Origin of the sequence: Nostoc sp. NMS9, from assembly GCF_017114995.1 — a bacterium.
Taxonomy (GTDB): Bacteria; Cyanobacteriota; Cyanobacteriia; order Cyanobacteriales; family Nostocaceae; genus Nostoc.
Window position 1 is genome coordinate 74,713 of record NZ_JABXKL010000058.1, and the last position, 25,883, is coordinate 100,595.

At 43.3% G+C, this 25,883-nt stretch carries 21 protein-coding genes and 1 pseudogene; 7 read left to right on the forward strand and 15 right to left on the reverse strand.

Features of this window, described 5'->3' with window-relative positions:
* Positions 1 to 25 precede the first annotated feature (25 nt).
* The 3 genes from gcvP to gcvT form a co-directional block, all read right to left on the reverse strand.
* A complete protein-coding gene (gene gcvP, locus HWQ40_RS17490) occupies positions 26 to 2,956 on the reverse strand; it encodes an aminomethyl-transferring glycine dehydrogenase (RefSeq protein ID WP_292779905.1) in 2,931 nt (976 codons plus the stop codon).
* A gap of 212 nt (positions 2,957 to 3,168) precedes the next feature.
* A complete protein-coding gene (gene gcvH / locus HWQ40_RS17495) occupies positions 3,169 to 3,558 on the reverse strand; it encodes a glycine cleavage system protein GcvH (protein ID WP_069072677.1) in 390 nt (129 codons plus the stop codon).
* A 124-nt stretch (positions 3,559 to 3,682) separates the two neighbouring features.
* Positions 3,683 to 4,819 carry a glycine cleavage system aminomethyltransferase GcvT gene (gene gcvT, locus HWQ40_RS17500; RefSeq protein ID WP_292779906.1) on the reverse strand — a complete coding sequence of 379 codons (1,137 nt, stop codon included), beginning with the start codon at positions 4,817 to 4,819 and terminating at the stop codon, positions 3,683 to 3,685.
* A 283-nt stretch (positions 4,820 to 5,102) separates the two neighbouring features.
* On the opposite strand from gcvT, the gene HWQ40_RS17505 reads away from it, so the two are divergent.
* The gene (locus HWQ40_RS17505; protein ID WP_292779907.1) at positions 5,103 to 5,600 is read left to right on the forward strand and encodes a pentapeptide repeat-containing protein; all 498 of its coding nucleotides are present in this window, start codon (positions 5,103 to 5,105) and stop codon (positions 5,598 to 5,600) included.
* Between the two features lie 69 nt (positions 5,601 to 5,669).
* Here the strand turns inward: HWQ40_RS17505 and HWQ40_RS17510 are convergent, their stop codons facing one another.
* The gene (locus HWQ40_RS17510) at positions 5,670 to 7,436 is read right to left on the reverse strand and encodes a tetratricopeptide repeat protein (protein ID WP_292779908.1); all 1,767 of its coding nucleotides are present in this window, start codon (positions 7,434 to 7,436) and stop codon (positions 5,670 to 5,672) included.
* A gap of 239 nt (positions 7,437 to 7,675) precedes the next feature.
* Here HWQ40_RS17510 and HWQ40_RS17515 point away from each other — a divergent pair, with 239 nt between their 5' ends.
* The gene (locus tag HWQ40_RS17515) at positions 7,676 to 7,879 is read left to right on the forward strand and encodes a hypothetical protein (RefSeq protein ID WP_292779910.1); all 204 of its coding nucleotides are present in this window, start codon (positions 7,676 to 7,678) and stop codon (positions 7,877 to 7,879) included.
* A 267-nt stretch (positions 7,880 to 8,146) separates the two neighbouring features.
* On the opposite strand, the gene HWQ40_RS17520 is transcribed toward HWQ40_RS17515, so the two are convergent.
* From HWQ40_RS17520 to HWQ40_RS17530, 3 genes and pseudogenes are all read right to left on the reverse strand, one after another.
* Positions 8,147 to 8,281 carry a hypothetical protein gene (locus tag HWQ40_RS17520; RefSeq protein WP_292779911.1) on the reverse strand — a complete coding sequence of 45 codons (135 nt, stop codon included), beginning with the start codon at positions 8,279 to 8,281 and terminating at the stop codon, positions 8,147 to 8,149.
* Positions 8,271 to 8,525, reverse strand: a pseudogene (locus tag HWQ40_RS17525) (UPF0175 family protein). The gene HWQ40_RS17520 and the pseudogene HWQ40_RS17525 overlap by 11 nt, the downstream one beginning before the upstream one ends.
* Before the next feature lie 206 nt (positions 8,526 to 8,731).
* The gene (locus HWQ40_RS17530; protein WP_292779912.1) at positions 8,732 to 11,122 is read right to left on the reverse strand and encodes a tetratricopeptide repeat protein; all 2,391 of its coding nucleotides are present in this window, start codon (positions 11,120 to 11,122) and stop codon (positions 8,732 to 8,734) included.
* A gap of 134 nt (positions 11,123 to 11,256) precedes the next feature.
* On the opposite strand from HWQ40_RS17530, the gene HWQ40_RS17535 reads away from it, so the two are divergent.
* A complete protein-coding gene (locus HWQ40_RS17535; RefSeq protein ID WP_292779913.1) occupies positions 11,257 to 11,505 on the forward strand; it encodes a hypothetical protein in 249 nt (82 codons plus the stop codon).
* Positions 11,506 to 12,039: 534 nt separating this feature from the next.
* On the opposite strand, the gene HWQ40_RS17540 is transcribed toward HWQ40_RS17535, so the two are convergent.
* The 3 genes from HWQ40_RS17540 to nfi form a co-directional block, all read right to left on the reverse strand.
* Positions 12,040 to 13,998 (reverse strand): FHA domain-containing protein, encoded by a 1,959-nt coding sequence (locus HWQ40_RS17540; protein ID WP_292779914.1) that lies wholly within the window; start codon positions 13,996 to 13,998, stop codon positions 12,040 to 12,042.
* A 156-nt stretch (positions 13,999 to 14,154) separates the two neighbouring features.
* Positions 14,155 to 14,706, reverse strand: coding sequence for an FHA domain-containing protein (locus HWQ40_RS17545; RefSeq protein ID WP_292779915.1), 552 nt, complete (start codon positions 14,704 to 14,706; stop codon positions 14,155 to 14,157).
* A gap of 107 nt (positions 14,707 to 14,813) precedes the next feature.
* Positions 14,814 to 15,479, reverse strand: coding sequence for a deoxyribonuclease V (gene nfi, locus HWQ40_RS17550; protein ID WP_292779916.1), 666 nt, complete (start codon positions 15,477 to 15,479; stop codon positions 14,814 to 14,816).
* A 242-nt stretch (positions 15,480 to 15,721) separates the two neighbouring features.
* Between nfi and HWQ40_RS17555 the strand changes: the two genes are divergently transcribed.
* From HWQ40_RS17555 to HWQ40_RS17570, 4 genes are all read left to right on the forward strand, one after another.
* Positions 15,722 to 16,243, forward strand: coding sequence for a hypothetical protein (locus tag HWQ40_RS17555; protein ID WP_292779917.1), 522 nt, complete (start codon positions 15,722 to 15,724; stop codon positions 16,241 to 16,243).
* Between the two features lie 183 nt (positions 16,244 to 16,426).
* Positions 16,427 to 17,587: a hypothetical protein gene (locus HWQ40_RS17560; protein ID WP_292779919.1), complete on the forward strand. Its 1,161-nt coding sequence runs from the start codon at positions 16,427 to 16,429 to the stop codon at positions 17,585 to 17,587.
* A 312-nt stretch (positions 17,588 to 17,899) separates the two neighbouring features.
* Positions 17,900 to 19,408 (forward strand): TonB family protein, encoded by a 1,509-nt coding sequence (locus HWQ40_RS17565; RefSeq protein ID WP_292779921.1) that lies wholly within the window; start codon positions 17,900 to 17,902, stop codon positions 19,406 to 19,408.
* A gap of 187 nt (positions 19,409 to 19,595) precedes the next feature.
* Positions 19,596 to 20,561, forward strand: a complete 966-nt coding sequence (locus tag HWQ40_RS17570; protein WP_292779923.1) for an aldo/keto reductase — start codon at positions 19,596 to 19,598, stop codon at positions 20,559 to 20,561.
* Between the two features lie 34 nt (positions 20,562 to 20,595).
* On the opposite strand, the gene HWQ40_RS17575 is transcribed toward HWQ40_RS17570, so the two are convergent.
* From HWQ40_RS17575 to lpxC, 5 genes are all read right to left on the reverse strand, one after another.
* Complete coding sequence (locus tag HWQ40_RS17575; RefSeq protein ID WP_292779925.1) at positions 20,596 to 21,861, reverse strand: DNA cytosine methyltransferase; 1,266 nt, start codon at positions 21,859 to 21,861, stop codon at positions 20,596 to 20,598.
* Complete coding sequence (lpxB, locus tag HWQ40_RS17580; protein ID WP_292779927.1) at positions 21,851 to 23,032, reverse strand: lipid-A-disaccharide synthase; 1,182 nt, start codon at positions 23,030 to 23,032, stop codon at positions 21,851 to 21,853. The genes HWQ40_RS17575 and lpxB overlap by 11 nt, the downstream gene beginning before the upstream one ends.
* Positions 23,033 to 23,184: 152 nt before the next feature.
* The gene (lpxA, locus tag HWQ40_RS17585; RefSeq protein WP_292744931.1) at positions 23,185 to 24,003 is read right to left on the reverse strand and encodes an acyl-ACP--UDP-N-acetylglucosamine O-acyltransferase; all 819 of its coding nucleotides are present in this window, start codon (positions 24,001 to 24,003) and stop codon (positions 23,185 to 23,187) included.
* A 312-nt stretch (positions 24,004 to 24,315) separates the two neighbouring features.
* Positions 24,316 to 24,846: a 3-hydroxyacyl-ACP dehydratase FabZ gene (fabZ, locus tag HWQ40_RS17590; protein ID WP_194046775.1), complete on the reverse strand. Its 531-nt coding sequence runs from the start codon at positions 24,844 to 24,846 to the stop codon at positions 24,316 to 24,318.
* 99 nt (positions 24,847 to 24,945) lie between these two features.
* Positions 24,946 to 25,839 (reverse strand): UDP-3-O-acyl-N-acetylglucosamine deacetylase, encoded by an 894-nt coding sequence (lpxC, locus tag HWQ40_RS17595; RefSeq protein ID WP_292779928.1) that lies wholly within the window; start codon positions 25,837 to 25,839, stop codon positions 24,946 to 24,948.
* Positions 25,840 to 25,883 lie beyond the last annotated feature (44 nt).

The window sequence follows — 25,883 nt, forward strand, 5'->3', positions numbered from 1 at the left end:
CTAACTCCTAACTCTTCACTTCAGTTTAATAAGCATCCATTGGCAGACAAGAACAAACGAAATTCCTATCCCCAAAAGCTGAGTCAATGCGACCAACAGCAGGCCAGAATTTATACTCACGAGTCCAAAGCGCAGGGTAGGCAGCTTGTTCGCGAGAATAGGGATGCTGCCATTCTCCGGTGATGAGACTTTCGGCAGTGTGGGGTGCGTTCTTCAAAAGATTATCTTGGATATCCACCTTGCCAACTTCTATTTCGGCAATTTCTTGACGAATAGAAATCAACGCATCACAGAAACGATCCAACTCTTGCTTAGATTCACTTTCTGTAGGTTCCACCATGATTGTACCTCCTACAGGCCAGGAGACAGTGGGCGCATGGAAACCATAATCCATGAGACGCTTGGCGACATCATCGATTTCGATCGCAGCTGATTTTTTGAGCGATCGCAAATCTAAAATACACTCATGGGCAACTAGACCATTTTTCCCCTGATACAAAACCGGATAATACGATTCCAGTTTCTTGGCAATGTAGTTAGCGTTGAGAATCGCCACCTTAGTAGCTTGGGTTAAACCATCTGCACCCATCATTGCGATGTACATCCAAGAAATCACCAAGATACTCGCACTACCCCAAGGCGCAGCAGCAACAGCACCAATATTAGAGTGCTGAGTTGAGTTGTCGATAGTGACAACAGGATGTCCGGGCAGAAAAGGCACAAGATGAGATGCAACGCCAATGGGCCCCATACCAGGGCCACCACCACCATGAGGAATACAGAAGGTTTTGTGCAGATTCAAGTGACAGACATCCGCACCAATATCTCCAGGACGGCAAATTCCCACTTGGGCGTTCATATTTGCCCCATCCATGTAAACTTGTCCACCGTGACTATGGACAACAGCGCAGATTTCCTGAATTGGCTCCTCAAAGACACCGTGAGTTGAGGGATATGTCACCATTAAGGCGGCTAATTCATTGCTGTGTTTTTCTGCTTTATTCTTCAGGTCATCAACGTCAATATTACCTTGTGAGTCACAGGCAACAGCCACTACCTTCATCCCACACATCACCGCACTCGCTGGGTTTGTCCCGTGTGCGGAAGTGGGAATCAAACAGACGTTACGGTGTGCTTCACCCCGATTTTCGTGATATTGACGAATTACTAAAAGTCCAGCATATTCGCCCTGAGAACCAGCATTTGGTTGTAGAGAAATTCCCGCAAAACCAGTAATTTCAGCTAACCATGCCTCAAGTTGCTCAAACAGGATTTGATAACCTTGTGTTTGCGACGCTGGGGCAAATGGATGAATCTTGCCAAATTCCTCCCAACTTACCGGAATCATCTCAGCAGTTGCATTCAACTTCATTGTGCAAGAACCCAAAGGAATCATCGATGTCGTTAGCGACAAATCCTTGCTTTCTAACTTGTGCAGATAGCGTAATAACTCAGTTTCTGAGTGATAGCGGTTAAAGACTGGATGAGTGAGATAAGTGCTTTGACGGCTAAATGGTTCACCGCTTAAACCTGATTGCTGAATTATCCATTCCATCTCTTGCACATTCAAAACAAACCGTAGCTCATCTGTCCCTGCAAAAATCTGGCATATATCTCGCACATCATCCAATGTGGTAGTCTCGGCCAGCGAAATACCAACAGTAGATGTATCAAAAATACGTAGATTAATTTGACGAGCTTCAGCAGCTTGTAGAATTTCTTGCAGAGGTTTAGTTCCTAACTCCACCTGTAGCGTATCAAAGAAAGGTTTAGAACTGATGCTGTAACCTAGTCGCTGCAACCACTCTGCCAAAATCAAAGTCAGGGAATGTATCCTCTGAGCTATTGTCTTAAGTCCATCTGGCCCATGATAGACGGCGTACATACTTGCCATTACCGCCAGCAGCACCTGTGCAGTACAAATATTACTAGTAGCTTTTTCGCGGCGGATGTGCTGTTCGCGGGTTTGCAAGGCGAGACGTAACGCAGGCTTACTTTGGGCATCTTTTGATACACCTACAATTCGCCCTGGAACCAGCCGTTTATACTCTTCCTTCGTAGCAAAGTATGCTGCATGGGGCCCACCAAACCCCAAAGGAATACCGAACCGCTGAGTGCTTCCGACAGCAATATCAGCGCCAAATTCCCCAGGAGGGGTCAGTAAAGTTAAACTTAGAGGATCTGCTGCTACCGTCACCAATGCACCCTTAGCATGGGCTTTTTCTATAAAAGCGCGGTAGTCATAAATGGTGCCATCACTTGCAGGGTATTGCAGAACAGCCCCAAAAATTGGTTGATCAAAATCAAATGTTTGATGATCGCCAACAATAATCTTAATCCCCAATGGTTTAGCGCGTGTTTGCAACACATCAATGGTTTGGGGATGGCAGTCACGAGAGACAAAATAGGCATCTGCCTGATTTTTGGAGACACCATAGCTTAGGCTCATCGCTTCAGCGGCTGCTGTGGCTTCATCAAGTAACGAAGCATTGGCAATTTCTAAACCTGTGAGGTCAATAATCAGGGTTTGAAAATTCAGCAGCGCTTCTAGTCGCCCTTGGGCAATTTCTGGCTGATAAGGAGTGTAAGCAGTATACCAACCGGGGTTTTCTAGGATATTACGCCCAATTACAGGCGGAGTAATACTGTCGTAATAGCCCATACCAATGTATGAACGGAAAACCTGATTTTTGGTAGCAACTTTTTTTAACGATGCCAGTGCTGCATACTCACTTTCTGCTGCTGGTAACTTTAGCGGTTGCTTCAGCCGAATTGCCTGTGGAACTGTTTGCTCGATTAGGGAATCCAGGCTGGGAAACCCCAAAACCTTAAGCATTTGCTGGATATCATCGGAGTTAGGGCCAATGTGTCTTGGCACAAAACTACTTAACTTTTGACTTTTTTCGTCCAGCACTTGCTGCTCATTAGACTTGAGAATAGGGGCGTTTAATACCACAAATTACTCTCCAGATAATACTATTTCATATTTTGCAATAAATACTCTTAAACTGGGGGGTGGGGACTGGGGATTTGGAAGATATTGGATAGGTGAATAAGAGTAATTGTTAATTACCTCCTCCACTCACCTACTCCCTTACTCTTCCACGCCCCCACTCAGCACTCAGCACGGACTAAACGCCCCGCTTCCGCTAACAGTACTCAGCACTCCTACTCCCCTTCTACTTGGGCGCGATACTCATCCGCTGTCAAGGCATCCTCAACTTCGCCAGGGTCATTGACACGCACTTTCAAAAACCACCCTTCCCCATAGGGGTCTTCTGACACTTCTTCGGGAGAATTAATTAAGGCTTCGTTGCGTTCTATAACAGTTCCTGTTACTGGTGAATTCAGTTCTTCAACAGCTTTCACTGATTCAATTGTGCCAAAGTTTTCTCCCCTGGTCAGAGCGTCGCCAATTTCTGGCAGTTCCAAAAAGACGATATCACCCAATTCATGTACGGCAAACTCAGTAATGCCAATGGTGGCAATTTCACCATCGATTCGCACGTATTCATGAGAATCCAGGTATCTGAAATCTTGAGGATATTCAAAAGACATATCACTTCCTCTCCCTTATCACAAAAATTATTTCCCTAACAGTCATCCAAGTCATATCTGGTAATGAACCTTAGTGTAGTTGAATAACTCACAACACATTATTCCTCAAAAACCTCGGCGCTTATCAGTTGGCAACACGATTTTTTGACCGATAAAAGGGACGTTTAACTACAACTGCTGGATAAGCTTTGCCGCGAATTTCGACTTCTAGCCGCTGACCGATAGTTGCTAACTGGGTGGGAACGTAGCCTAATGCAACAGGATAACCAAGTGTAGGTGACAGGGTGCCACTAGTAACTTCTCCGACCACTTTACCTGTGGATAACACTTGATAGCCATGACGGGCAATGTTGCGTCCTTGGGTTTGCAAACCTACCAATCGGCGATGCACTCCGGTGGCTTTTTGCTCTGCCAAAACTTCCCGACCAATAAAATCACCTTTGGTATCTAAGTGAACTAGCCACCCCAAACCTGCCTCTAAGGGTGTGGTGATGTCATCGATATCTTGTCCGTAAAGTGCCATCGCTGCTTCTAGCCGCAGAGTGTCTCTCGCACCGAGTCCACAGGGGATAACACCACTTTTATGGAGACTTCGCCACAATTCTACTCCCACATCTGGGTCTACCATCACCTCAAAGCCATCTTCTCCGGTGTAACCTGTGCGGGCCAAAAAGGCAGGTTTACCTAGTAAGGTTGCTTCTAAATGTCCAAAGGCTTTGATTGGTTGTAAGTCTTCTTGCACTAATGGCTGGAGATATTTAATCGCTTTTGGCCCTTGGACGGCAATTAAGACTTTATCTGGTGAAAGGTCTTGGAATTGCAATTTATCTAGGTCAAGGTGTTGTAACAGCCATGCTTTATCTTTATTGGAGGTTGCCGCATTAACTATGATGAATGCCTTTTGTGTACCAGTCGTGTCTTCACCTTGATAATAAACAATGATGTCGTCAATAATTCCCGCTTGGGGATTTAACAATACGGTGTATTGTGCTTGACCAGTTTGCAAACGACTTAAGTCGGAAGGTACTAGTGGCTGGAGTTGGGAAATCAGGTTTTTACCTTGGAGGGTAAATTTGCCCATGTGGGAAATATCGAACATTCCGGCTGTATTTCTTACAGCCTCGTGTTCGCGGCTAATTCCACTAAATTGCACAGGCATTTCCCAACCGCCAAAGCTGGTAAGGCGTGCTTTGAGTTCTACACCCAGTTGATATAAAGGGGTTCGCGCCAGAGATTGGGCGTTGTCTTCTTGATTAGCCACAGGTAATTATTGCGATCGCACCTCAACATCTATCATCCTACGAGATGCTTTCTAGTTTTACAGTCTTTATGTATTGAATTGGTTATAGGGCATAGGGCATAGGGCATAGGGCATAGGGCATAGGGCATAGGGCATAGGGCACACAAGGCAGAGGTGCACAGAGGCTGAAGGGAAAAACTTACTGCAACTTCTCCCCTGCTCCCCACTCCTTCTTCTCCCTTGTCCCCTTCTGTAAGGTTTAATAGTTAATGGTGGAAGTGTTGAGATTTATTAAGAAGAGATTATGAAATATTGGCGACTGTTAGCTAGCTTTGTCTTAGCTATGGTTCTTTTTTTGTTTCCCCTATCAGCGCAAGCTGCAAGTTCTTCCAGTATTACCCGTTCTGTGGGTAATGATGAACTTAAGGGCAAGGATTACTCTGGTCAAAGTTTAATTGGTACTGAGTTTACCAATCTCAAATTAGAGAATGCTAATTTTAGCAATGCTGACTTACGTGGTGGCGTGTTTAACGGTAGCGTATTGGAGGGAGTAAATCTGCATGGAGCTGATTTTAGTGAAGGCATAGCCTATCTAACAAAGTTTAAGGATGCTGATTTTAGTGATGCTGTGTTGACTGATGCAATGATGTTGCGTTCTACTTTTGATGGCGTGGATGTCACAGGTACTGATTTTACGAATGCAATTTTAGATGGGATACAAGTGAAAAAGCTTTGTGTTAAGGCAAGTGGTGTGAATTCTAAAACTGGTGTGGATACTCGCAAATCTTTAGGATGTAAGTAGACTCTCACCCCTCTTCTTCACTGAAGAGGGATATTATTTTAAACCGTTCGAGCACACAGAGAACGATCGCTAGTGATATGCTTCTCTTAAAAAGCTGGCATAATTTGCCCGAACCGTCATAGTTGTCGGATGACTTATACCTAAAGTCCGTTCACAAATTTTCAAAGCTTTCTCAAATAAGGGCTTGGCTTTCCTGTAGCGTCTTGTATAACGGTAGAGTGCTGCTAAATTGTTCAGGCTAATAGCGACATCGGGATGGTTATTTCCCAGCAGGCGTTTACTCAGTTCTAAAGCTTGCTGATACAAAGGTTCGGCTTGTTTGTAACTTCCTATAGATTCGTAAAGTTGTGCTAAATTATTCAGGCTGGTGGCAACATCGGGATGGTTATCTCCCAGCAGGCGCTTTCTCAGTTTTAATGCTTGCTTGAGCAAGGGTTCGGCTTCGCTGTAGCGTCTTGTATAACAGTACAATGCCGCTAAATTGTTCATACTCGTGGCAACATGGGGATGTTCTTCTCCCACTAGGCGTTTCCACAGTTCTAAAGCTTGCTGATACAAAGGTTCGGCTTCGCTATAGCGCCCTGTATATTCGTAGATTAATGCTAAATAGCTCAGGCTAGTGGCGACATCGGTATGTTCTTCTCCTAGCAGGCGTTTTCTCAGTGCTAAAGCTTGCTCAAGCAAGGGTTCGGCTTCCCTGTAGCGTCCTGTAGTTTCGTAGAGTACTGCTAAATTGTTCAGACTAGTGGCGACATCGATATGTTCTAAACCAAGACGATTTTGAGTTAGTTCTACACACCGTTGCAACCAAGGTTCTGCTTGCTGATAAAGTCCTTGACTTTGATAAAACCAGGCTAATTTGGTAAACAGAGTGATTAGATTTTCATCGCCTAGATATTCGGATAGGTGGGTTGCAACTTCTGTAATGTGCGGGATATGTGGAGTGAGGTTGAGAATGTCTTCAGGGTTAAGCTGTTGCGGAATTAGCTTTGCTACCTCTAACATCATGGCTGCAAATTTAGTTTTTGCTTCATCCGCCTCACTTGATTTATCCAACTTCACTTGTAAAAGTTGTCGAATCTGTGGATTTAGACGATAAATTCCTTTACTTTTCTGTTGTAGCAAATGCAATTCCAGTAAATCGGCTATGGCTTTCTCGTTGAGTTCTTGTTTCTTGTTATCTTCTATTGTCTCAACAGATAGGGGAATGTCAGCTAAAGCACACAAACTTAGCAAACAGCCAAAGCTTTGGGCATTTTTATCCAACTGTTCCCAACTCAATTCAAAAGCTTCAACTATACCGTATTCATCAGACATCAATGAGTTAGCATTGACTACTGGTTGATGTTCCACTCGTTTCTTCTCTAGCCGCTTCAGCAGTGTTTCCAGAGACAAATCTGGCATTTTATCCAAATATCGTCCCACTAACTCTAACGCTAAAGGTAAATATCCTAAAAATTTACAAATTCTTCTGGCAACCCAAGCTTCTTGTTGCAGTCGTTCCCGAACCACTAACGATTTGAATAATTTCATCGCCGCCAATGGTTTGAGGGCATCCAATTCGCTATTATATTTTGTGCTTAGGTAAGCTTGTAACTTTTCTAGTTTGTCTCGATTGTTGAAAGTCGCTAACTCAGGATTATTCTGGGCAAACTTGGCATACACCTCACCCATCCACTTTGTGAAAGCAGCAATATCAACGTTTAATTCGCTGGCAAGTTTAACTTTAGTTTTACCTAAGTTTTCTGTCTTAAAATATTTTGCAAAAGCTGCCGTTTGCTCTAGAGATAAGCCATTCGTAACAGCTTCTTCGGCTAGAAAATTAGCCCATTGCATAAAGAGCTTGTAAAATTTATTTTTGATTCTACTTTGTCTGCATTTGGAAATCTACTCTCTTCGGGGTGAAAATACAATTTGTATACAAACATTTAAAAGCAGTGGCTTGCCGTTATACCATTTCACACAAACCCTGATACATATAGATTTCTCGTAGGGGCACAGCATTGCTGTGCCCCTACCAACGTATTTGTATCATTATTAAAGTGAAACGGTATTAGGCATCGCCATTTGAGGCTTTGAACCTCAACGTTGAGCCTTTGAAGCTGACGATTGAGGCTTTGAACCTCAACGTTGAGCCTTTGAACCTCAACGTTGAGCCTTTAAACCTCAACGTTGAACTTTTGAGGCTGACGATTGAGCCTTTGAACCTCAACGTTGAGGCTTTGAGGCTGACACTTGAGCCTTTGAACCTCAAGTTTCGAGTTTTGTACTCAAAATAGACTATGCGATGTCTACGACGGGCTACGTTTACGCTCTATTTTTCGCTGTACTTTGGATATGAGGGGGCATGAGAATCAAACTGCTCCAGGCGCAGAGGATACGGAGAAAGAGATTAAGAGGGAGCGTTAGCGTTCGCGCAGCGTCTCGAAGAGAAGCTTACCGTACCCTTCGGGAAACAAGCTACGCGTAGCGGTAGCGTCTCGCAGAGAAGGTATCGCTGTTTGAAGTTACAATTGATAGCGATCGCTATTCCCCTGCTTCTTGTCTCAATAAATTGACCAAACTATCGGATAACCACAAACCAGCGTCACCCAAAGCTTGAATTCAATTAATTTTGCTTGCTGACTTTTCAAAAGAACAATTAAAGGTGAAGAATTAATAATTACACGATTAATCGACATTTGCCAGTTCCTGGGCTAACTCTTGGGTAGTATATTGCATAAAATCTACTTGATAGCGTGATAAGGCATTAATAAATTCAGCACGAGTTAGCCCAGCAATTTATGCTGCTTTGGCTTGTGAGATGTCGCCTAATTCATACCATTTAACTGCTGCGGCAATTCGCATTTCTTGGATAAATTCTTCTGGATTTTTACGAAGTGCTGAAAATACTGTTTCTGGTAATTGGATTGGTACTGTTCGCATAATTTTATCCTCAAATTTGGCGTTTGGAATTTGAAACCGCAAAGCGATGTCTACGATGGTCACTGAGCTTTGTCGAAGTGCGGGCTACGCCTACCCTCTATTCTTTACTGTACTTTGGTTATGAGGGGAAGATCACTACTAAAATTTGAACTACAACTATTGTGTGGCATCAATTTGGTGTGGTTTTGGGAGAAAGGGTGCGATCGTTAGTGATATGGTTCTTTTAAAAACCTTGCATAATTTCCCCGAACCATTATTGTATCGGGATGACCTACACCTAAAGTACCTTCACAAATTGCTAAAGCTTGCTCAAATAAAGGTTTGCCTTCACTGAAGCGTCCTGTATAACAGTAGAGTCCTGCTAGATTGTTCAAGCTAGTGGCAACATTAGGATGGTTGTCTCCCAGTAAGCGTTTTCTCAGTACCAAAGCTTGCAGATGCAGAGGTTCGGCTTCAGTGTAGCGTCCTGTAGACTGATAAAGTGTTGCTAGATTATCCAGGCTAGCGGCGACATCGGGATGATTATCTCCCAGTAAACGTTTTTTCAGTGCCAAAGCTTGCTGAAACAAAGGTTCGGCTTCGCTGTAGCGTCCTGTAGATTTATACAGTGCTGCTAGATTGTTCAGGTTAATAGCGACATCGGGATGATTATCTCCCAGTAGGTGTTTTTTTAGTTTTAAAGCTTGCTGAAACAACAGTTCGGCTTCGCTGTAGCGTTTTGTAGAACCGTAAAGTAATGCTAAATTGTTCAAGCTATTGGTGAGATCGAGATGGTTGTCTCCCAGCAGGCGTTGTCTTAGTTCTAAAGCTTGCAGATACAGAGGTTCGGCTTCGCTGTAGCGTGCGGTATAACGGTAGAGTTCTGCCAGATTGTTCAAGCTAGTGGCGACAATAGGATGGTCGTCTCCCAGCAGGCGTTTTGTCAGTTCTAAAGCCTGCTTATACAAAGGTTCGGCTTTGCTGTAGCGTCCTGTAGATTTATGAAGTGCTGCTAGATTGTTCAGGCTAGTCGCAACATCGAGATGTTCCAAACCCAGGCGATCTTCAGCAATTTTGACACCCTGCCGCAACCAAGGTTCTGCTTGCTGATAAAGCTCTTGACCTTGATAAAACCAGCCTAAGCGTGTGAACGGTCTGATTAAATCCTCGTCGCTGAGATATTGGGATAAGTGGGTTGCAACTTCTGCAAGGTGGGGGATATGTGGAGTGAGGTTGAGAATATCTTCACGGTTAGGCTGTTGAGGAATTTGCTTTGCCACCTCTACCATCTGCGCTACAAAAGCAGTTTTAACCTCATCTGCATTACTTGACTTATCCAACTTCATTTGGAAAAATAGCCGAATCAGTGGATGTAGACGATATATTCCTTTACTTTGCCATTGTATTAAATGCAGTTTTCGCAAATCAGCTATAGCTTTCTCCCAGAATTCTTGTTCATCGTCATCTTTTATCCACTCAACAGAAAAAAGAATATCAGCCAAAGCATACAAACTCAGCCAACATCCTAAGCCTTGTGCTTTCTCATCCAACTGTTCCCAACTCAATGCAATAGCTTCAGCTACACCGTATTCATAACGCATCAATGGGTTCGCCTTGGCGACTGCTTCGTGTTCCAATCGCTTTTTCTTTAGCCGCTTCAGCAGTTTTTCCAATGACAAATCTGGCATTGTATCCAGATATCGCCCCACTAACTCTAACGCCAAAGGTAAATATCCCAAGAATTTACAAATTTCTCTCGCAACCCAAGGTTCACTTTTAAGTCGTTCTCTGTCAACTGGCAATTTTAATAATTTCATCGCCGCCAATGGTTTGAGAACACCCAAGCGTAATTGCGGCAAAGTTCTATCAAATCCCAGGCGCGTTGTCAGCAGTGCTTTAAACTTGGGTAATTCTGGGGGTAGATAAGGCTGAACCTGTGTTTTGTAGTCAGTGACATTATCAAACACCAGTAGCACTTCACCTTGTTGCCAATTTTGCCAGCAGTATCTCAGCCTATCTGCTGATTCCCAATCGTCTGGTGCAATAAGTTTAAATTTTACTTCAGCAAATCTGAGAATCTGAATTCCGACATCGATTCCCTGTACAGATAACCAGCAAACCCCACCTTGATATTTCTGCAAGTGCTGTTTAGCGTATTGGGTAGCCAGTTCAGTTTTGCCGACACCACCCATACCCGCCACAGCTACAATGGCAACTTGCCGAGATGTTTGTAATTGCTGGTGTAAGTTTTGCAGTTCCGCCTCACGTCCCACAAATTTTTCAAATGGGACAGCAGGGGGAATATTTTGATGAATTTCTTTAATTGTGGGGCGAACATCTTGCCCGCCATTATATTTCCTTGTCAGGCAAGCCCGTAACTTTTCTAGTCTTCCCCGGCTTTTAGAAGCAGCTAACTCAGGATAACTCTGGGCGAATTTGTCATAAACCTCAGTCATCCGCTTTTTGAAAGCAGCAGCGCCGATGTTCAACTCGCTGGCAAGTTTTGCCTCACTCTTACCTGAGTTTTCAGTCTTCAAACGCTCTACAAAAGCTGCCGTTTGCTCTGGGGATAAGCTATGAGTAGCAGCTTCATTGGCTAGAAAATCAGCCCATTGCATAGACAGCTTGTGAGATTTCTTCTCGATTCTACTTAATTTCTACTTTCTCTCTACTTTGTCTCCATTTCTAGGGAATCTCCTCTTCTTCTGGCAGAAATATTATTTGCATAGAAACATTTAGAAGAGGTTCAGCTGTGAAAACTGTCTTAACAACTCCAGTCAACTCCAATCAAACCACCCAAACTTCGCAATTAATCCCCGCCTCGCCAACATCGGTAGAGAATCCATCTACTTGGATGCGAGATGGATACAGTCCTACCGAAATCATCCTCGCGGTGGCAATTTTAACTTCATTGTCGATTGGGGGAATTGCCTCTGTGATTGTGGCGATTACGGATTTAGTTAAAACTTTAGTACGCCCGACAAGCGAAAAAACAAAGTAGGGGTACTGGCAAAGGCAAATTCTTCACTTCGTTGCTATCCCGCCTCGGAATCAATTCCGAGGCTAATAGCCTAAGTCCATTCAAACGGACTAAATTTTAGTTAATTTGAGTCAGTTTTAACTGACTTATGGTCTTAGCCTACGATTTGAATCGCACGCAGGCTGAAGGTATCGCCCGTCACTTGAGACTTTGAGCTTTTGAACTCCAACGTTGAGCTTCTGAACCCGAATGTTGAGCCTTTGAACCTCGACGTTGAGCCTTTGAACCTCGACGTTGAGCCTTTGAACCTGAATGTTGAGCCTTTGAACCTGAATGTTGAGCCTCTGAACTTGAATGTTGAGCCTTTTAACCTCGACGTTGAGCCTTTTATCCTCGACGTTGCACCTTTTAACCTCAACGTTGAGCCTTTTAACCTCGACGTTGAGCCTTTTATCCTCGAAGTTGCACCTTTTAACCTCGAAGTTGGGATTTGCTACTCAAAACAGCCAGATAAATACTCTATCCCTCCTGCCTCCTGCCTCCTGCCTCCTAATACTAAGGTGACTGATTTAACACCCACTTCAACCACTGCCCAAAGGAACTTACAACATTCAACCTTTGGACTCCAGGCGCACGAGCGGCGGCGAGTCCATCAACAGCGACTAATGCGGCGTACTGCAAGCCCAAGAAACTATCAACTGCGGCATAAGGGCCACCTAAAGTAATCGCCCCAGCAGCATACATTTGACCTCTATCACTACGCATTTCTACTAATTCAAAATTGTTCGCTACAGTCAATCGCCCCAAGTGATTCACTGGGAGGTTGTAATGTTTCACCAAATCTGCTAACAGGGGATTGGCATCTACCTTGGCATCCAGTCCGGTAGCATCAACAATAAAATCAGCTAGCAATTTCATTTCCCCAAAGCTTTGCTCTCGGATACGGGTAATAGTGCGGTTTTGGGCATCTCGTTCCACATCCAGCACCTCACCGAAGGTAATTTGATACCAGCCTTCGCTAATCCCTTGGGCAGTAATTTGCTGCCAATCTCGGCGGTCGGCGGTGGTAGTTCCACCCCAGTCTGCTAGTAAACGCTTGCGTTCATCAGGACTAGCTTTTTCTAACATTGCCCGGAGTTCGCCGCCCCAACAGGCTTTCGGCCAGTTAAAGGGTTGAAATTCGTAATGATTTTTGACTAAGCGTTGGGCATTTTGAAATTTGTTACCTTGGGGCTTAGGCGATCGCATTAAATGCAAAACTGCAATATTCCGATTTCGCTTTCTAGCTTCGTAAATGCGCTGCACAATCCGCGAGGCCACAATTCCCCGCCCCCGAATCAATACCGTACCACCATGTTGCTCTAGTTGCTCATAAACATGATCGTGAGCTTCATAAGCATTGACGACAGATTTAAAGTCTTGATATTTTTCCCTATAAGCTTGCAAATCTGGGAGAAACTGAATAGCTGGATACCCAGTAGCTAAATGTAAATAACGACTAACTAAAAAAGCATAATTTCCTGGGCCGCGAGAATAGGCTACGCAATATCTACCGTCATCAGTTTTGCGAATTACCCTAACTCGCCCATAGCGATAAATTTGATTCCAGCCTATGCGCTTCGTCTCCCGGTCGATGGAATCAAAGACATTACCCGCACGAGGAGTATAAGTTTCTGCAAATGTTGGTTCGGCAAACACTTGCCATAAATACTTGAATGCTGATTTTATCTCTCCCTTGGCTAAGTCACCCCAAGCTTCTCGCAAGGCATAACTAGGCCAACCCCAAATATTATCAGGACAGGAGTCAGAATTAGAACGCAATCTTTCATATAAGGGAATTTGCGAATTCAAACAGAGGCGCTTGTAACGGGCATAAGGTTTTGCCTCTAATCCCAAAGCCACAATTTTGTCAGCACGCACACCACTAATTCTCAGCAAATCAGCCCATAAAAAGCTACCCAATCCCGCCCCGATCGCTAGATAATCAGATTCATCTACTGGTAATCCCGTAGCATGAAGTGCTTGTACAGCGACTTTCTCCGCCTGAAATGCTAATGGCGGGAAATTATTTGCCACGGGCGTTAGTGGCTGAATTACAGGCAAGCTGGGGTCTGGACGATTGCTATTTGCGTTGAAGTGAATCGTTGAAGGGGGGCTAGTATCTGGTGCAGAGGCGTTAGCACCAAATGTCACTGCGATCAAATAGGGGCCAATTTGCAATGTATCGCCATTAACCAGAACACTGCGCGTTTGTGGTTGACCATTGACATAGACACCGTTAACACTGCCTTGGTCAATCACTACTAAATGGTCTTGTTCCCAGTCAATTAGGGCATGGTAGCGAGAAACTTCATTACTGTTAAGCAGCATCCGAGAAACGCGTACTCCCCTGAGTTCAGCAGGTAAGCGAGCGAATTCTCGACCAAAAGCGATTGGCATATTCAATAGTGGTTCTCGCCGTTCACCCGTCGCTGGTTCTTCCCAACTCAATTGGATTTGTAAGTCATTTGTCATTTGTCATTTGTCATTGGACATTTGTCATTTGTCATTGGTCATTTGTCATTGGACATGGGGCATTGGGCATGGTTATTCTGCTTGTTCCCTTGTCTCCCTTGTCTCCCTCATCTCCCTCATCTCCCTCATCTCCCTCATCTCCCCCTGCCCTCCTTCTCAACTACCCCGTGCTACCAACACACTCACAGCCGCAGCTAAAGATGTCCCACACCAATGACAGCCAATTTGTAGATTCTCTCCTGGGGAAACTTTATGACATTTGGGGCATTCTAAGCCATAAACCCCTGGCGGTGATGCGGGGGGTGTTGGTGGGTGATGGTGATGTTCGAGATTTACTGCTGGATTGGGTGGTAGCAAAATTGTTGCTGGAATGCTAGCTGTGGAAACGCTAGTAACGTTGAGTTTTATTTGTCCCAAAGAGATGCTAGTACCCTCAGTTAAAGGCATTTCACCTTGGACTAATTGCCGTCCATCGATAACGGGGGGATTTTGCGATCGCAAATTCCTGATATAAAAGCGTTGTTGCTGGTGATGAAAAAATATTTCAACGTGCAGACCAGACACAGTAGGGTGACTCAGAACAATATCGCACTGGAGGGGGTCACGACCGATGCGGACAGTGCCATAATTTTGACTTGGCTGTTGTTCGTAAATGTTCTGAGTTTTATCTTGACCTGCATCGTGCCACTGTAAAGTTAGTGCGTTCATGGTTCTAACTTCGTAAATCGTATTTAGCTACTTCAACTTCTTTCTGTGCGATTCCTAACACGATTGAGTCGGTGCAAGCAAGTATTTAGAAAAAACTTCAACAAGCTTTATTTTGCCGATGCTAATTTATCAGCAATGCGTGTAGTTTCTGGCAGCCGATATTTAGGAGTACAGCGTAATACATAGTCAATCGCTGTCGGTAAACTAATTCGATGACCACTGGAGATATACAGAGGTTTTACTCCTGTGCGCGATCGCAAAACTGCCCCAATGGTTTCACCGTTATATATCAGTGGTTGTCTGCTACCTTTAGTTTCTGCCAATTCTTCATGCTTACCTACCAACCTGGACTTAGCTACCCCAATTGTAGGCATATCTATAAGTAACCCTAAATGGCTAGCTATACCTAATCTGCGGGGATGAGCAATTCCCTGACCATCACACAAGATAATATTTGGTGTTGTTTTAATCTTTTCCAGGGCATCGAGAACAGCTGGAATTTCCCGAAATGAGAGGAACCCAGGAACATAAGGAAAGGTTGTAGGACGATGTGCTAGGCTTGTCTCGATTACTTGCAAATCAGGAAAACTCAGTACTGCGACAGCGGCACGGCTAATAGTCCCATCAGCTTCAAAACCCATATCCACTCCAGCAACGTACTGAATAGGTTCTTGCAGTTGATCTTCAGTAATTACTTGATTTTGCAGCGTTTCTTGGATAACTATGGCTTCTTCTAGCGTCGAAGGCCAAGCATGATCTCGATAAAACTTCATATTGAAAATTTAAATTAAACTGATTAATATTAATCCTGTTAATTTGGCAACCACAAAAACAAGAGTTTTTAATGTTGAGACAGGGAAAATATATTTTTGCGAAAGTCTGTGAAAGACTATCTTTATACTAAATATTTTAGCCCAAGTTAGCTGATATCTTGCATCATAATGTTACTTAAGGCTGTCAAGAGGGAATCCTGAGAATATAAGTTTATTTTTCTAGATTTTCTCTTTTACTGGTTATGACACAGCCAAATATTCTAAAACTTGCAAAGCAGGGGGATGCAGAAGCGATCGCATCTCTGATGAATCGCCACCTACACCCCAAAGCGATCGCTGCAAAGGTTACTTTCCACGATGCTTGCTTGGAGGTCATGCTAGAATCTGCCGAAGTACCAAATCAGCAAATTTTAGTTGCATTTATCCGCAAAGGGTTAACGGCTTTAGGGGCTGCATCTATTGAAAGAGTGAAAGTTTATGGACAACAAACAGGTAAAGATTTTCCAGTTTGGAGTCAAGAGTTTGATTTGAGCATAGCAAAAGCTGAAGTAGAAGCAGTGGATAATGAACAGTCTGCCAATAATCCTCAAAATCTAACTATTTGTATTAACTTAAGTGGTGATACTGCACAGGGATTAACAAACCAGGATTTTGAATTTATTGCCAATCAAATCAGTACTGATATTTTATCATCTTGCACTGGCATTTTTATCCAAAAAGTAAATGTTAGTAATGGTAGTTCTATGATTACAAAGGAACGTTAGGATTTAATTTACCTTATGTAATCATGTGGATAAAATCTCAAATCTGTCTTTTTATAATAGATACAACAAATCTGGATAAATTTCAAACATATGGCTATGAATTTTCTAAAAATGTTGCTTATAGGTGTAGATGGGGAATCATAAAATAGGCGAAAACTTATCATTTTTTTGCATTTATTGGTTATGAAACAGCCGAATAATCAAGACGTTACTAAGCAAGAACTACAAAGGTTTTACTGGCCATTATGGTTTCCTTATCCTAGTTCTTGGTTAAAAGCATTGATTTTGACTTTATTTTTGAGAATTATTATATTTGTAGTCAAAAATACTGGAAAGTTAGGCTATAACATTGCATATTTTGTACACAGCCCGGAATTATTTTCTATATTTACAATATTGTTAATCTTATCTCCAATTCCGATAATTTCTTTGACTCATCACTGCTTACACTTACTTACTAGTCGCTTTTTATCAGAAATTCAAGCACCCGAAATAGGTAGAACACAAGGATTATTACCAGGAATAATGAGTTGGTGGGAAGGATTATACGCTTGGCTTGTAATTGCCATTTCTACACTGATAGCAACTTTCTTTTCTATAATACTTCTACCATTGTTTTATCCTAGTTACGACAGACAAATTGAATACTATACACAAATAGAAAATATCAACAGTATAATATTAATATTTGGATTGTTCTATATTTCTGCTGGTGCATTGATTTATCAAATTGAATATTTGGTAAGACACCGAATAATATCTGCTTCTTATGGCAACAAAGAAAAAGATACCGATAAATCAAATATTGGTTCAAATACAGAGAAAGAACTCAATATATTGCGTGGACAAATGGGTTTACACAAAATGAAATCAAATGTTTTATCGAATAATGAACAAACTACAATTGTCGAGACTAGACGGAAGTATCGTAATTTAAATAAAAAGTGGCTACTCGTTTTTCTTATATTGTCAATTTCTATAGGAATATACTTTTCTTCAATATTTTTAGAAATATTCCCCCTAACTTCTAAAATTTCAACACAAATACCATCAAAATCTGTATTAGTTACGCCCTCACCAGTGACTTCAGAATCACCGACTGCTTTACTTAAAACTGATACATTTCGAGAGGCAGTAAGTAAAGCAATTAATGCAGCGAACCTGACTCAATCAGCAAAATCTTCAGATGAGTGGAAAACAGTTGTGAGTCAGTGGGAAGCTGCGATCGCACTTATGAAAGCCGTGCCATCTTCTAGCCCAAATTATGTAGTAGCTCAACAAAAAATCAGTGAATATCAAAGAAATTTCAACTACGCTCAGAAAAATTCCCTTGGTAATAAGTAAAGCGATCCCACCTCAAAGCTAAACTAGAAAAAGCAGTGCGTAGCTTGCCGCCGCAGGCATCGCTCGACTGTCCGGATCAAAATAAAACCCTATAAAGACCAAAACATTAACTGCCATTCTTCACAAAGAAGATTTGTCTGTTGCTGAATGTCCTGAAGTCGCCACTGTTGACCATTTAGGCTTGATCGAGTTGAAAGAAGATATTATCCAATATCTCGTTTGTTTTGCTTGAATCAGATGCGATATCCTCTAAGTTAGAAGACAGTAAATAGACTGTTGAGGCTGTTATCTATCACGCAAAAGCACAATAACATGGCTTTTTCTCACGAATTTCAGCGCTATCGGAGCGTGCGTCCCTTCGATATCCTCCCAGGTCTAGTTAGTTCCATCCTTCTACACTCTATTTTACTGATCGGGAGCAAATATTGGTTCACAGCTTTTATGCCTGGGCCTAAGCAAGAGATTCCAATTGAGGTAGTTGAAGTTTATCCCAATGAAACACACATACCCCAAAAAACCTCATTCCGGGCTACTAAAAATTCAATTGCAGGTGGTAAAGCTTTACCGAAAAGACCTGTTTCTGCTGTGAAGTCAGTTAATTCAGATGCACATAAAGCCTCTAGCAAGAGTCCTTTTGACTCAACAACCTTATCTTCAGCAGAGGTATTCCAGCCAGAACCAAAGCAGCAGAAAGCGGAATCACCAAATCTATCTCTTCAACAACCCAAAGTTGAGCCAACTGCGATCGCAAAAGCAACTATACCACCAGCACCCAAAGTTCAGCCAACTGCGATCGCAAAAGCAACTATACCACCAGCACCCAAAGTTCAGCCAACTGCGATCAAAAGAGCAACTATACCAACAACACCCAAAGTTCAGCCAACTGTGATCGCCAGAGCAACTATACCAACAACACCCAAAGTTCAGCCAACTGCGATCGCCAGAGCAACTATACCAACAACACCCAAAGTTCAGCCAACTGTGATCGCCAGAGCAACTATACCAACAACACCCAAAGTTCAGCCAACTGCGATCGCCAGAGCAACTATACCAACAACACCCAAAGTTCAGCCAACTGTGATCGCCAGAGCAACTATACCAACAACACCCAAAGTTCAGCCAACTGCGATCGCCAGAGCAACTATACCAACAACACCCAAAGTTCAGCCAACTGTGATCGCCAGAGCAACTATACCAACAACACCCAAACCTAAAAAAATGGCAGTAGCCCCTAATACCACACCACCGCCAGCCCTAACCCGAAAAACAGCGCCTGCACCTGCTATTACATCACCAATACCCAATCCTAAGAAATTAGACCAGTCGAGAACACTCTTAAGTGGGCGAACACCGTATAGAGCTCAGTCATCTCGGAAAACAGATGCAGCAAGCTTGCTGGGTGGTACTCAGAGTGTATCTAGTCGGAATTTTAGCGGTGATTATCTGGCAGCCTTACCTAATTCCAACCGAGATAACCAAGCTCCTTCTGGTATTGATGCCAGCAGTCAAGATATAGATATCACCTCTTACTTAAACCAACTACAGCAACAAGTCAAGCAGCAGTGGCTACCAGAAGTGAGCCAATCTTCCCGGCGAACAGTGCTTAACTTCACTATTAACCGTTCCGGGCAACTAAGCAATCTCCAGCTCGCACAAACCTCTGGATTCAGCGTCACCGATCAAGCGGCGCTCAACGCTATACAGCGATCTGCACCCTTTGCACCTTTACCGACAGGATATACCAGTAACCAGCTCCCTATTCAATTTACATTTGATATCAATGTCTATGGGCAGCTAAATTTATCGGGGGACGGTGGCTAACAACAGGTAAGCAATTAATTCAATCATGTATTATACCGACTTTACCTTAACGTTAAATAGCGTACTTTTTTAGCCAATGATCGGCGGTTTCGGAGTGTTCCTGATCTATTAGTAATTTTACTTTCTTAAATTAAATCTCCCTAGCTAAGATATTAGAATAAAAGTAATATCGCCCCCGAAACCAATCATGACAGAAGGAAAGACGCGGCGTAATTTCCTAATTACCAGCATTGCTGTAACTGGAGGTATTGTGGCAACAAATGCTTTACAGCAAAATACTACCAACACTGCAACACCGCCAGCAACCATGCCAGAACGTGTACTGGGACGCACGGAAGTAAAACTGCCTATCTTCGGGTTAGGAGGAGCAGGACAAACGCCGCTATCCTGGGAAGGAAAAGAGGGTGATGCTGCGGCAATTATTCAAAGAGCGCTGGAACTTGGCATTCGCTACTTTGATACAGCACCTAGTTATGGGCCGAGTGAAGATTATTTAGGCAAAGTGCTACCACCCCATCGCTCAAAGCTGTTTTTAGCAAGCAAGACCGATAAAAGAGATCGGGATGGAGCATGGCGAGAATTGGAGCGATCGCTTAAACGTCTCAATACAGATTATCTTGATTTGTGGCAGTTGCATCACGTTTCTTTTTCCGAAGAACTCGACACTATCTTTAGTCCATCTGGTGCAATTAAAGCTTTAGAAGAAGCCATACAACAAAAATTGGTGCGCTTTGCTGGTATTACCGGACATCACGACCCTCAAGTAATTGCCGAAGGGTTGCGTCGCTATCCTTTCCACACTACACTGATTCCTGTGAATGCCGCCGACAAACACCACCCACATCCATTTATTCCGGTAGTTTTGCCAGTTGCTCGAGAAAAAAATGTCGGTGTGATTGCGATGAAAGTCCCGGCTTATGGTCGGCTGTTTAAATCAGGTGGGTTGACTGGTATAGAGGAAGCTTTAGGTTACACACTGTCTCAGCCTGGAGTTCATTGTTGCGTGATTGCAGCAGAGACAGTTGCACAATTAGAGAATAATGTCAAGATAGTGCGGGCTTTTGTACCCCTGAAGGAGCAAGAATTGACAGCGATCGCACAGGCGGCTGCTAATATCTGGGAAGATAGTACATTCTTCCGTGCTTGGACTTAGCCCAACCTTGCACATATTACAAAGTGTATTCTTACTAGCCCCGCTGATAATATTGTGCCGCTTGCGACATATTAAATTGTAGTAGCTTCTCCTGTGGCAACTTGTATCCCAAACTCGGCTTAAAAGGCGAAATATTCAAACTGCGAATAATTTCTGTCGCCACAGCCTTTGCTAGTAGCGGTGGTACAGAGTTACCGACTTGTCGAAATCCGTGCCATTTAGTTACATGAAATCTAAACCAATCGGGGTAAGAATGCAATCTCGCCGCTTCTCTGACGGTGATACAGCGTGGCGTAGATGGATGAATCGGTCTCGGAGATGTGAAAGAACCCCTATACTTGTCTGTTCCGGCTCTTAAAGTATTACAGACACCAGCAGGATGCAGTTTATAAAAACGACTAATTTTTTCTCTCTCACCTTGTTGAGTCTCCTGAAAACGTTGAATAGTTTCCGTAGAATGTTTTGTTCTTAAACTTGAAGAAAGTATTCGCAAATCATATTCTCGTTTGTAAGAATAATCATCATTTAAGCATTTGATACCGCGAAGTACAAGAGCATAGTTACTAGGCTTTTCGTAGTCTGCAACAACCCAATCTCTTGTTAGTAACTCTGGATATTTTTCTATTTCAGGTAAATCTCCAATTGCATCCCATACTGTAGGACTCAATGGAATGTCAGATATTTTTTGAGAATTTAAATTATTTAGTAACGCTTGTTTAGTAATCGGCTGAGGATATTTCGGTAACTCTATATCCTCCCTTGCGCCTATCAGAAATAATCTCTCGCGGGACTGTGGTACTCCGTAATTTGCAGCGTTGAGAATTTGGTAATTTTCTTCTACTTTATAGCCAGATATTTTAAATTCACTAATTAAGATTTGGAGGATTTGCTTATGTTCGCCAACTGTAATCCCTCGGACATTTTCCATCACAAAGAATTTTGGTTTTAGCTCAAAAACCAGCCGATGAAAGTGAAACACCAAAGAGTTTCGGGGATCGTTAACAGCCCGTTTACCAATTAGGGAAAATCCTTGACATGGTGAGCCACAAATTACCACATCAATTTCACGATCGCCAATCTCAGACCGATTCCTAATTTCTTCCCCGGTTGTATCCACAACACTTTTACATAACACTGAGCAATAAGGGAAGTTAAACTCATGTGTTGCACAGTGGATCGGGTCGATTTCCACAGACGCCAGCACATCAAAACCAGCTTGCTCAAAGCCAAGAGTCATACCGCCCGCACCAGCGAATAAATCAACTGCGATCGCTCTTTGTTTTTTCATCTCATAAGCCATGACACCTCAATATATTTGGTCGCATTTGCAAAATTTCTTGAGCCGCGCGATCGCAAACCCCAACTTCTCCTAAACTTTGCCGCATTTCTTCATAATCTAGCAAAGTTTGCTCTCTGCGACTGGGATTGAGTAGCAGTTCCATCGCTGCTTGGATAATATTTTCTGCTGTGGCTTGCTCTTGTAAAAATTCTGGCACAATCGGCTTCATCACTACTAAATTAGGTGGTGATGCGAAGGTTATTGAACCTTTGAGGATTTTCCGAGCTATCCACGCAGTCAGACGACTGAGGCGGTAAATTACAACTTGTGGCACATTTAACAGAGCAAGTTCTAGGTTGACAGTACCAGATTTGCTAATAGCTAAATCAGCTGCGGCAAAAACTTCCATTTGTTGACCTGATATAACTGTCGCCCGCAAACCGTAACGCTCAATAGCCTTTTCAATTGGCTGTCTATAGACTTCCAGCGATAGGGGAATCCAGAAACAAACTTCAGGTAATTTAGCTTGAATAGTTTGGGCAGCTTGAAAAATTACTGGTAAAAGATATTTTAGTTCTTGGCGGCGAGAGGCGGGGAGGAGTGCGATCGCAATTTCTTCTGGAGCAATCCCCAATGTTGCACGAGCTGCTTCCCTACTAGGAGCGTCCTGCATTCGGTCAACCAAAGGATGCCCTACCCAAATAACTTTTGCCCCTTGTTCGCGAAAGTAACGGGCTTCTTGTGGAAAGATTGCCAACAGCTTATCTGTAAAGCCAACAATCCTATTAGTCCTACGCAAATTGACTGACCAAGCCCACTCTTGGGGAGCAATATAATAGACCACTGGCACATCTGGCAGATGCTGTTTCATATAAGTCCCAATTTCCAGATTGGGAGTCATATAATCGATCAGCACCACCAAGTCAGGTGGATTTTGCTTTAGGAAAGCGATCGCCTGACGTTGCACCTGGAGAGTTGGTAAAACATAGGGCAGACCTTCTTGAATACCCATTGAGCCAATACCACTAGTATTTCCCAGCAGAATTGCCCCAGCCTCTACCATTTTTTCGCCACCCAACGCCACAATCTCTAATTCCAACCCAATCGCCACAGCTTGACGCTTCAGCGCTGAAATTAGTAGCGACCCTTGTAAATCGCCAGATACTTCACCAGTGCTGATAAATATCCGCATTTGATAATTAAAGTTAGGAGTTAGCTGTTATAGACGCGATTAATAGCGTCTGTACAGGAGTTAGCAGTTAAAAATTAGGAATAAGGAGTGAAGAGTTAAAAAATTTAATTTATCAACTCATAACTCATAATTCCTAACTCCTAACTTCTAACTCACGATTCATCACTTGCGCCTTTTTTCCCTTTACTGGGAATCAAGCCACGTCTTCCAGGCATCTGAGAAAGTAGAAGGAAGCGTCGCAGATGCTGCAATTCTTCGCTATCCCCTAACAATTCCAACTGTTCCAAAGCATCCTTAAAAGACAAATCAGAACGGTAGAGAATGCGAAAGGCTTTTTTCAGCATAAGCAAATCTGCTGAGTCCATACCAGACCGTTTGAGTCCAACAAGATTGAGGGTTCGCACCCGCGCTGGATTTCCCTCCACCAGCATATATGGGGCCACATCCCGGTCAATACGTGCCATACCTCCCACCATTGCTTGTCTACCAATATGCACAAATTGATGGACACCTAAAACTCCACTGAGCCTAGCACGTGACTCTATATGGACATGACCAGCCAACGCCACAGAGTTAGCAATCACTACTTGGTCTTCAATGACACAGTTATGAGCCACATGGACATAAGCCATCAAAAGATTACCGTCACCAATTACCGTCGCTTCACCAGCACCGGTAGCGCGGTTAATGGTAACGTACTCACGAATCAAGTTGTTATCACCAATTTTGACCCAAGTTGGTTCTCCTACAAACTTCAGATCCTGGGGTTCCATACCGATGGCTGCACCTGTAAAAATCTGATTTTGCGCCCCAATTTCACAAGGTCCCTCTAGCACTGCATGAGCGCCGATTATTGTTTCAGGGCCCACTTTGACATGCGCTCCAATCACAGCATAGGCACCGACTTGCACTGTATGGTGGAGTTCCGATTTCGGATGAATTACAGCAGTTGGATGAATTAGCGTTTTCAAGGGTGAATCTCCAGAACTGTCTTAATAATCCAGCGCCAGGCGGGGTTTCTGAGGCAGCGCGTTACTCTGGTTAAGAGAGTTGTACCGACTACCACCCCATTGAGGCGACTGGCGTTGTTGAGCGTGAAGTATTTCAGTGAACGAAAGTGTCGGGCAAAGCAAGTTAAGTGTGTTTGTGAGTGCGTCTCGTACAGAGGGCGGCGAAAATCAAGAAATTATCAGATGCTATTGTGGATTTCTTTTAACTGTTATCCTGAAACAGGATTCAGTAGGGGCATTTCACGGCTATACCCATACCACGAAAGCAAACTTTTAGCTAACTAAAGAAAACATTAATTCCCCTTCACAAGCAAGTTGACCATCAACTTCGGCACGACCTTGCATCTTACCGAAACGACGTTGTTTTACCCATAACAGTTCCACCGTCATAACTAGTTGATCCCCCGGCACGACCTGGCGACGAAAGCGAACTTTATCGATACCAGCAAAGACGAAGAGTCCGCCTTCTACCGAAGACATTTGAGTTAGGACAATGCCTCCAACTTGTGCCATTGCTTCAACAATTAGCACCCCTGGCATCAGTGGACGTTCAGGGAAATGTCCTTGAAAATGGGGTTCGTTGATAGTGACATTTTTAACCCCAACAGCTTTTTTACCTGGAACGTAGTCAATTATTTTGTCTACAAGTAAAAATGGGTAGCGATGGGGTAGCAATTTCTGAATTTCTTCAGATGTGAAAGTTGTTTTAATCTCAGAACTGATTGTAATCTCATTTATACCCTGTGGTTCGGTAGATGTAGGTGTAGTCGTATCGATGGTATTCACTTCAGTGAGGATTGACATTGGCCGTGTAGTTGATTTTTTATCTAAAAGTTGAGTAGGCAGGCGTATATCCAAAGCCTTAATAATCCTAGATTTTAGGCTTTGACTCTAATCCAGAATCTAAAATCCTTCGACTGAGCGATCGCCTAGCGTCTCGTAGACAAGCCGAAGTCCCAAATCTAAAATTCTTTGGGCCAGTTGAATGTGTAAATTATGACTGGCTTTATACGCTAAAAAATGAGCACGAGGAAAAGTCCCTAGTAGACTCAAATCTCCTACTAAATCCAAGATTTTATGACGGACTGGCTCATTTGCAAATCTCAATGGTGGATTTAGCCAGCCTTCTGGGCCACAAACGAGTGCATTATCCAAACTACCACCTTTAATTAACCCTGTTTTTTGTAAGTGTTCAATTTGATGCAGTAACCCAAAAGTACGAGCAGGAGCAATTTCCGTAGCAAAGCTAGCAGAAGCTTTTCCTAGATCGTCACTCAGTGACCAACTATACCATTGATTACCGATTGCAGGTAAGTCAAAATTAATACCGTAACTAAAGCGGGTTTCTGGTGCTGGGAGGGCACATACAAAGGCATCCCCTTGATAGACCCATAAGGGTTCTGTAATAGCCAAGGGAACTTGGTTGTTAACGAGTTGTGAGACTAAGCCAACTTGGGCAATATTAGCTGTCCACACACTTGCTGAACCATCTAAAAGTGGGACTTCTGGGCCATCAATTTCAATCCGGGCATTATCCACACCCATACTCGAAAGTGCTGCCAACAAATGCTCTACCGTGCGAACATACACCTCACCCTTACCCAACTGAGTTGAGAGAACAGTGTGACTAACTGCTGCAACTTGGGCTGGAATTATCGGCAAATCCGGTAAATCCACCCGCACAAAGTAGCGTCCACTTCCCGCCTCAGCTGGTAGTATCCGCACTTGGGTATTCACACCGCTATGCAATCCCACCCCTATTTGGGTGATTTGGGCTGCTAGAGTGTGCTGTCGCATAGCCGAAAAGTCAATATATTTCCTTTAGTATTGTTCATTGTCTA

Bases quoted from the DNA above. Each gene is read 5' to 3' on its own strand.
- gcvH (WP_069072677.1), bottom strand. From the start codon at position 3,558: ATGTCTTTTGAATATCCTCAAGATTTCAGATACCTGGATTCTCATGAA.
- HWQ40_RS17505 (WP_292779907.1), top strand. From the start codon at position 5,103: ATGAAATATTGGCGACTGTTAGCTAGCTTTGTCTTAGCTATGGTTCTT.
- HWQ40_RS17510 (WP_292779908.1), bottom strand. From the start codon at position 7,436: ATGCAATGGGCTAATTTTCTAGCCGAAGAAGCTGTTACGAATGGCTTA.
- HWQ40_RS17520 (WP_292779911.1), bottom strand. From the start codon at position 8,281: ATGTCGATTAATCGTGTAATTATTAATTCTTCACCTTTAATTGTTCTT.
- HWQ40_RS17530 (WP_292779912.1), bottom strand. From the start codon at position 11,122: ATGCAATGGGCTGATTTTCTAGCCAATGAAGCTGCTACTCATAGCTTA.
- HWQ40_RS17540 (WP_292779914.1), bottom strand. From the start codon at position 13,998: ATGACAAATGACTTACAAATCCAATTGAGTTGGGAAGAACCAGCGACG.
- HWQ40_RS17545 (WP_292779915.1), bottom strand. From the start codon at position 14,706: ATGAACGCACTAACTTTACAGTGGCACGATGCAGGTCAAGATAAAACT.
- nfi (WP_292779916.1), bottom strand. From the start codon at position 15,479: ATGAAGTTTTATCGAGATCATGCTTGGCCTTCGACGCTAGAAGAAGCC.
- HWQ40_RS17555 (WP_292779917.1), top strand. From the start codon at position 15,722: ATGACACAGCCAAATATTCTAAAACTTGCAAAGCAGGGGGATGCAGAA.
- HWQ40_RS17560 (WP_292779919.1), top strand. From the start codon at position 16,427: ATGAAACAGCCGAATAATCAAGACGTTACTAAGCAAGAACTACAAAGG.
- HWQ40_RS17565 (WP_292779921.1), top strand. From the start codon at position 17,900: ATGGCTTTTTCTCACGAATTTCAGCGCTATCGGAGCGTGCGTCCCTTC.
- HWQ40_RS17570 (WP_292779923.1), top strand. From the start codon at position 19,596: ATGACAGAAGGAAAGACGCGGCGTAATTTCCTAATTACCAGCATTGCT.
- HWQ40_RS17575 (WP_292779925.1), bottom strand. From the start codon at position 21,861: ATGGCTTATGAGATGAAAAAACAAAGAGCGATCGCAGTTGATTTATTC.
- lpxB (WP_292779927.1), bottom strand. From the start codon at position 23,032: ATGCGGATATTTATCAGCACTGGTGAAGTATCTGGCGATTTACAAGGG.
- fabZ (WP_194046775.1), bottom strand. From the start codon at position 24,846: ATGTCAATCCTCACTGAAGTGAATACCATCGATACGACTACACCTACA.
- lpxC (WP_292779928.1), bottom strand. From the start codon at position 25,839: ATGCGACAGCACACTCTAGCAGCCCAAATCACCCAAATAGGGGTGGGA.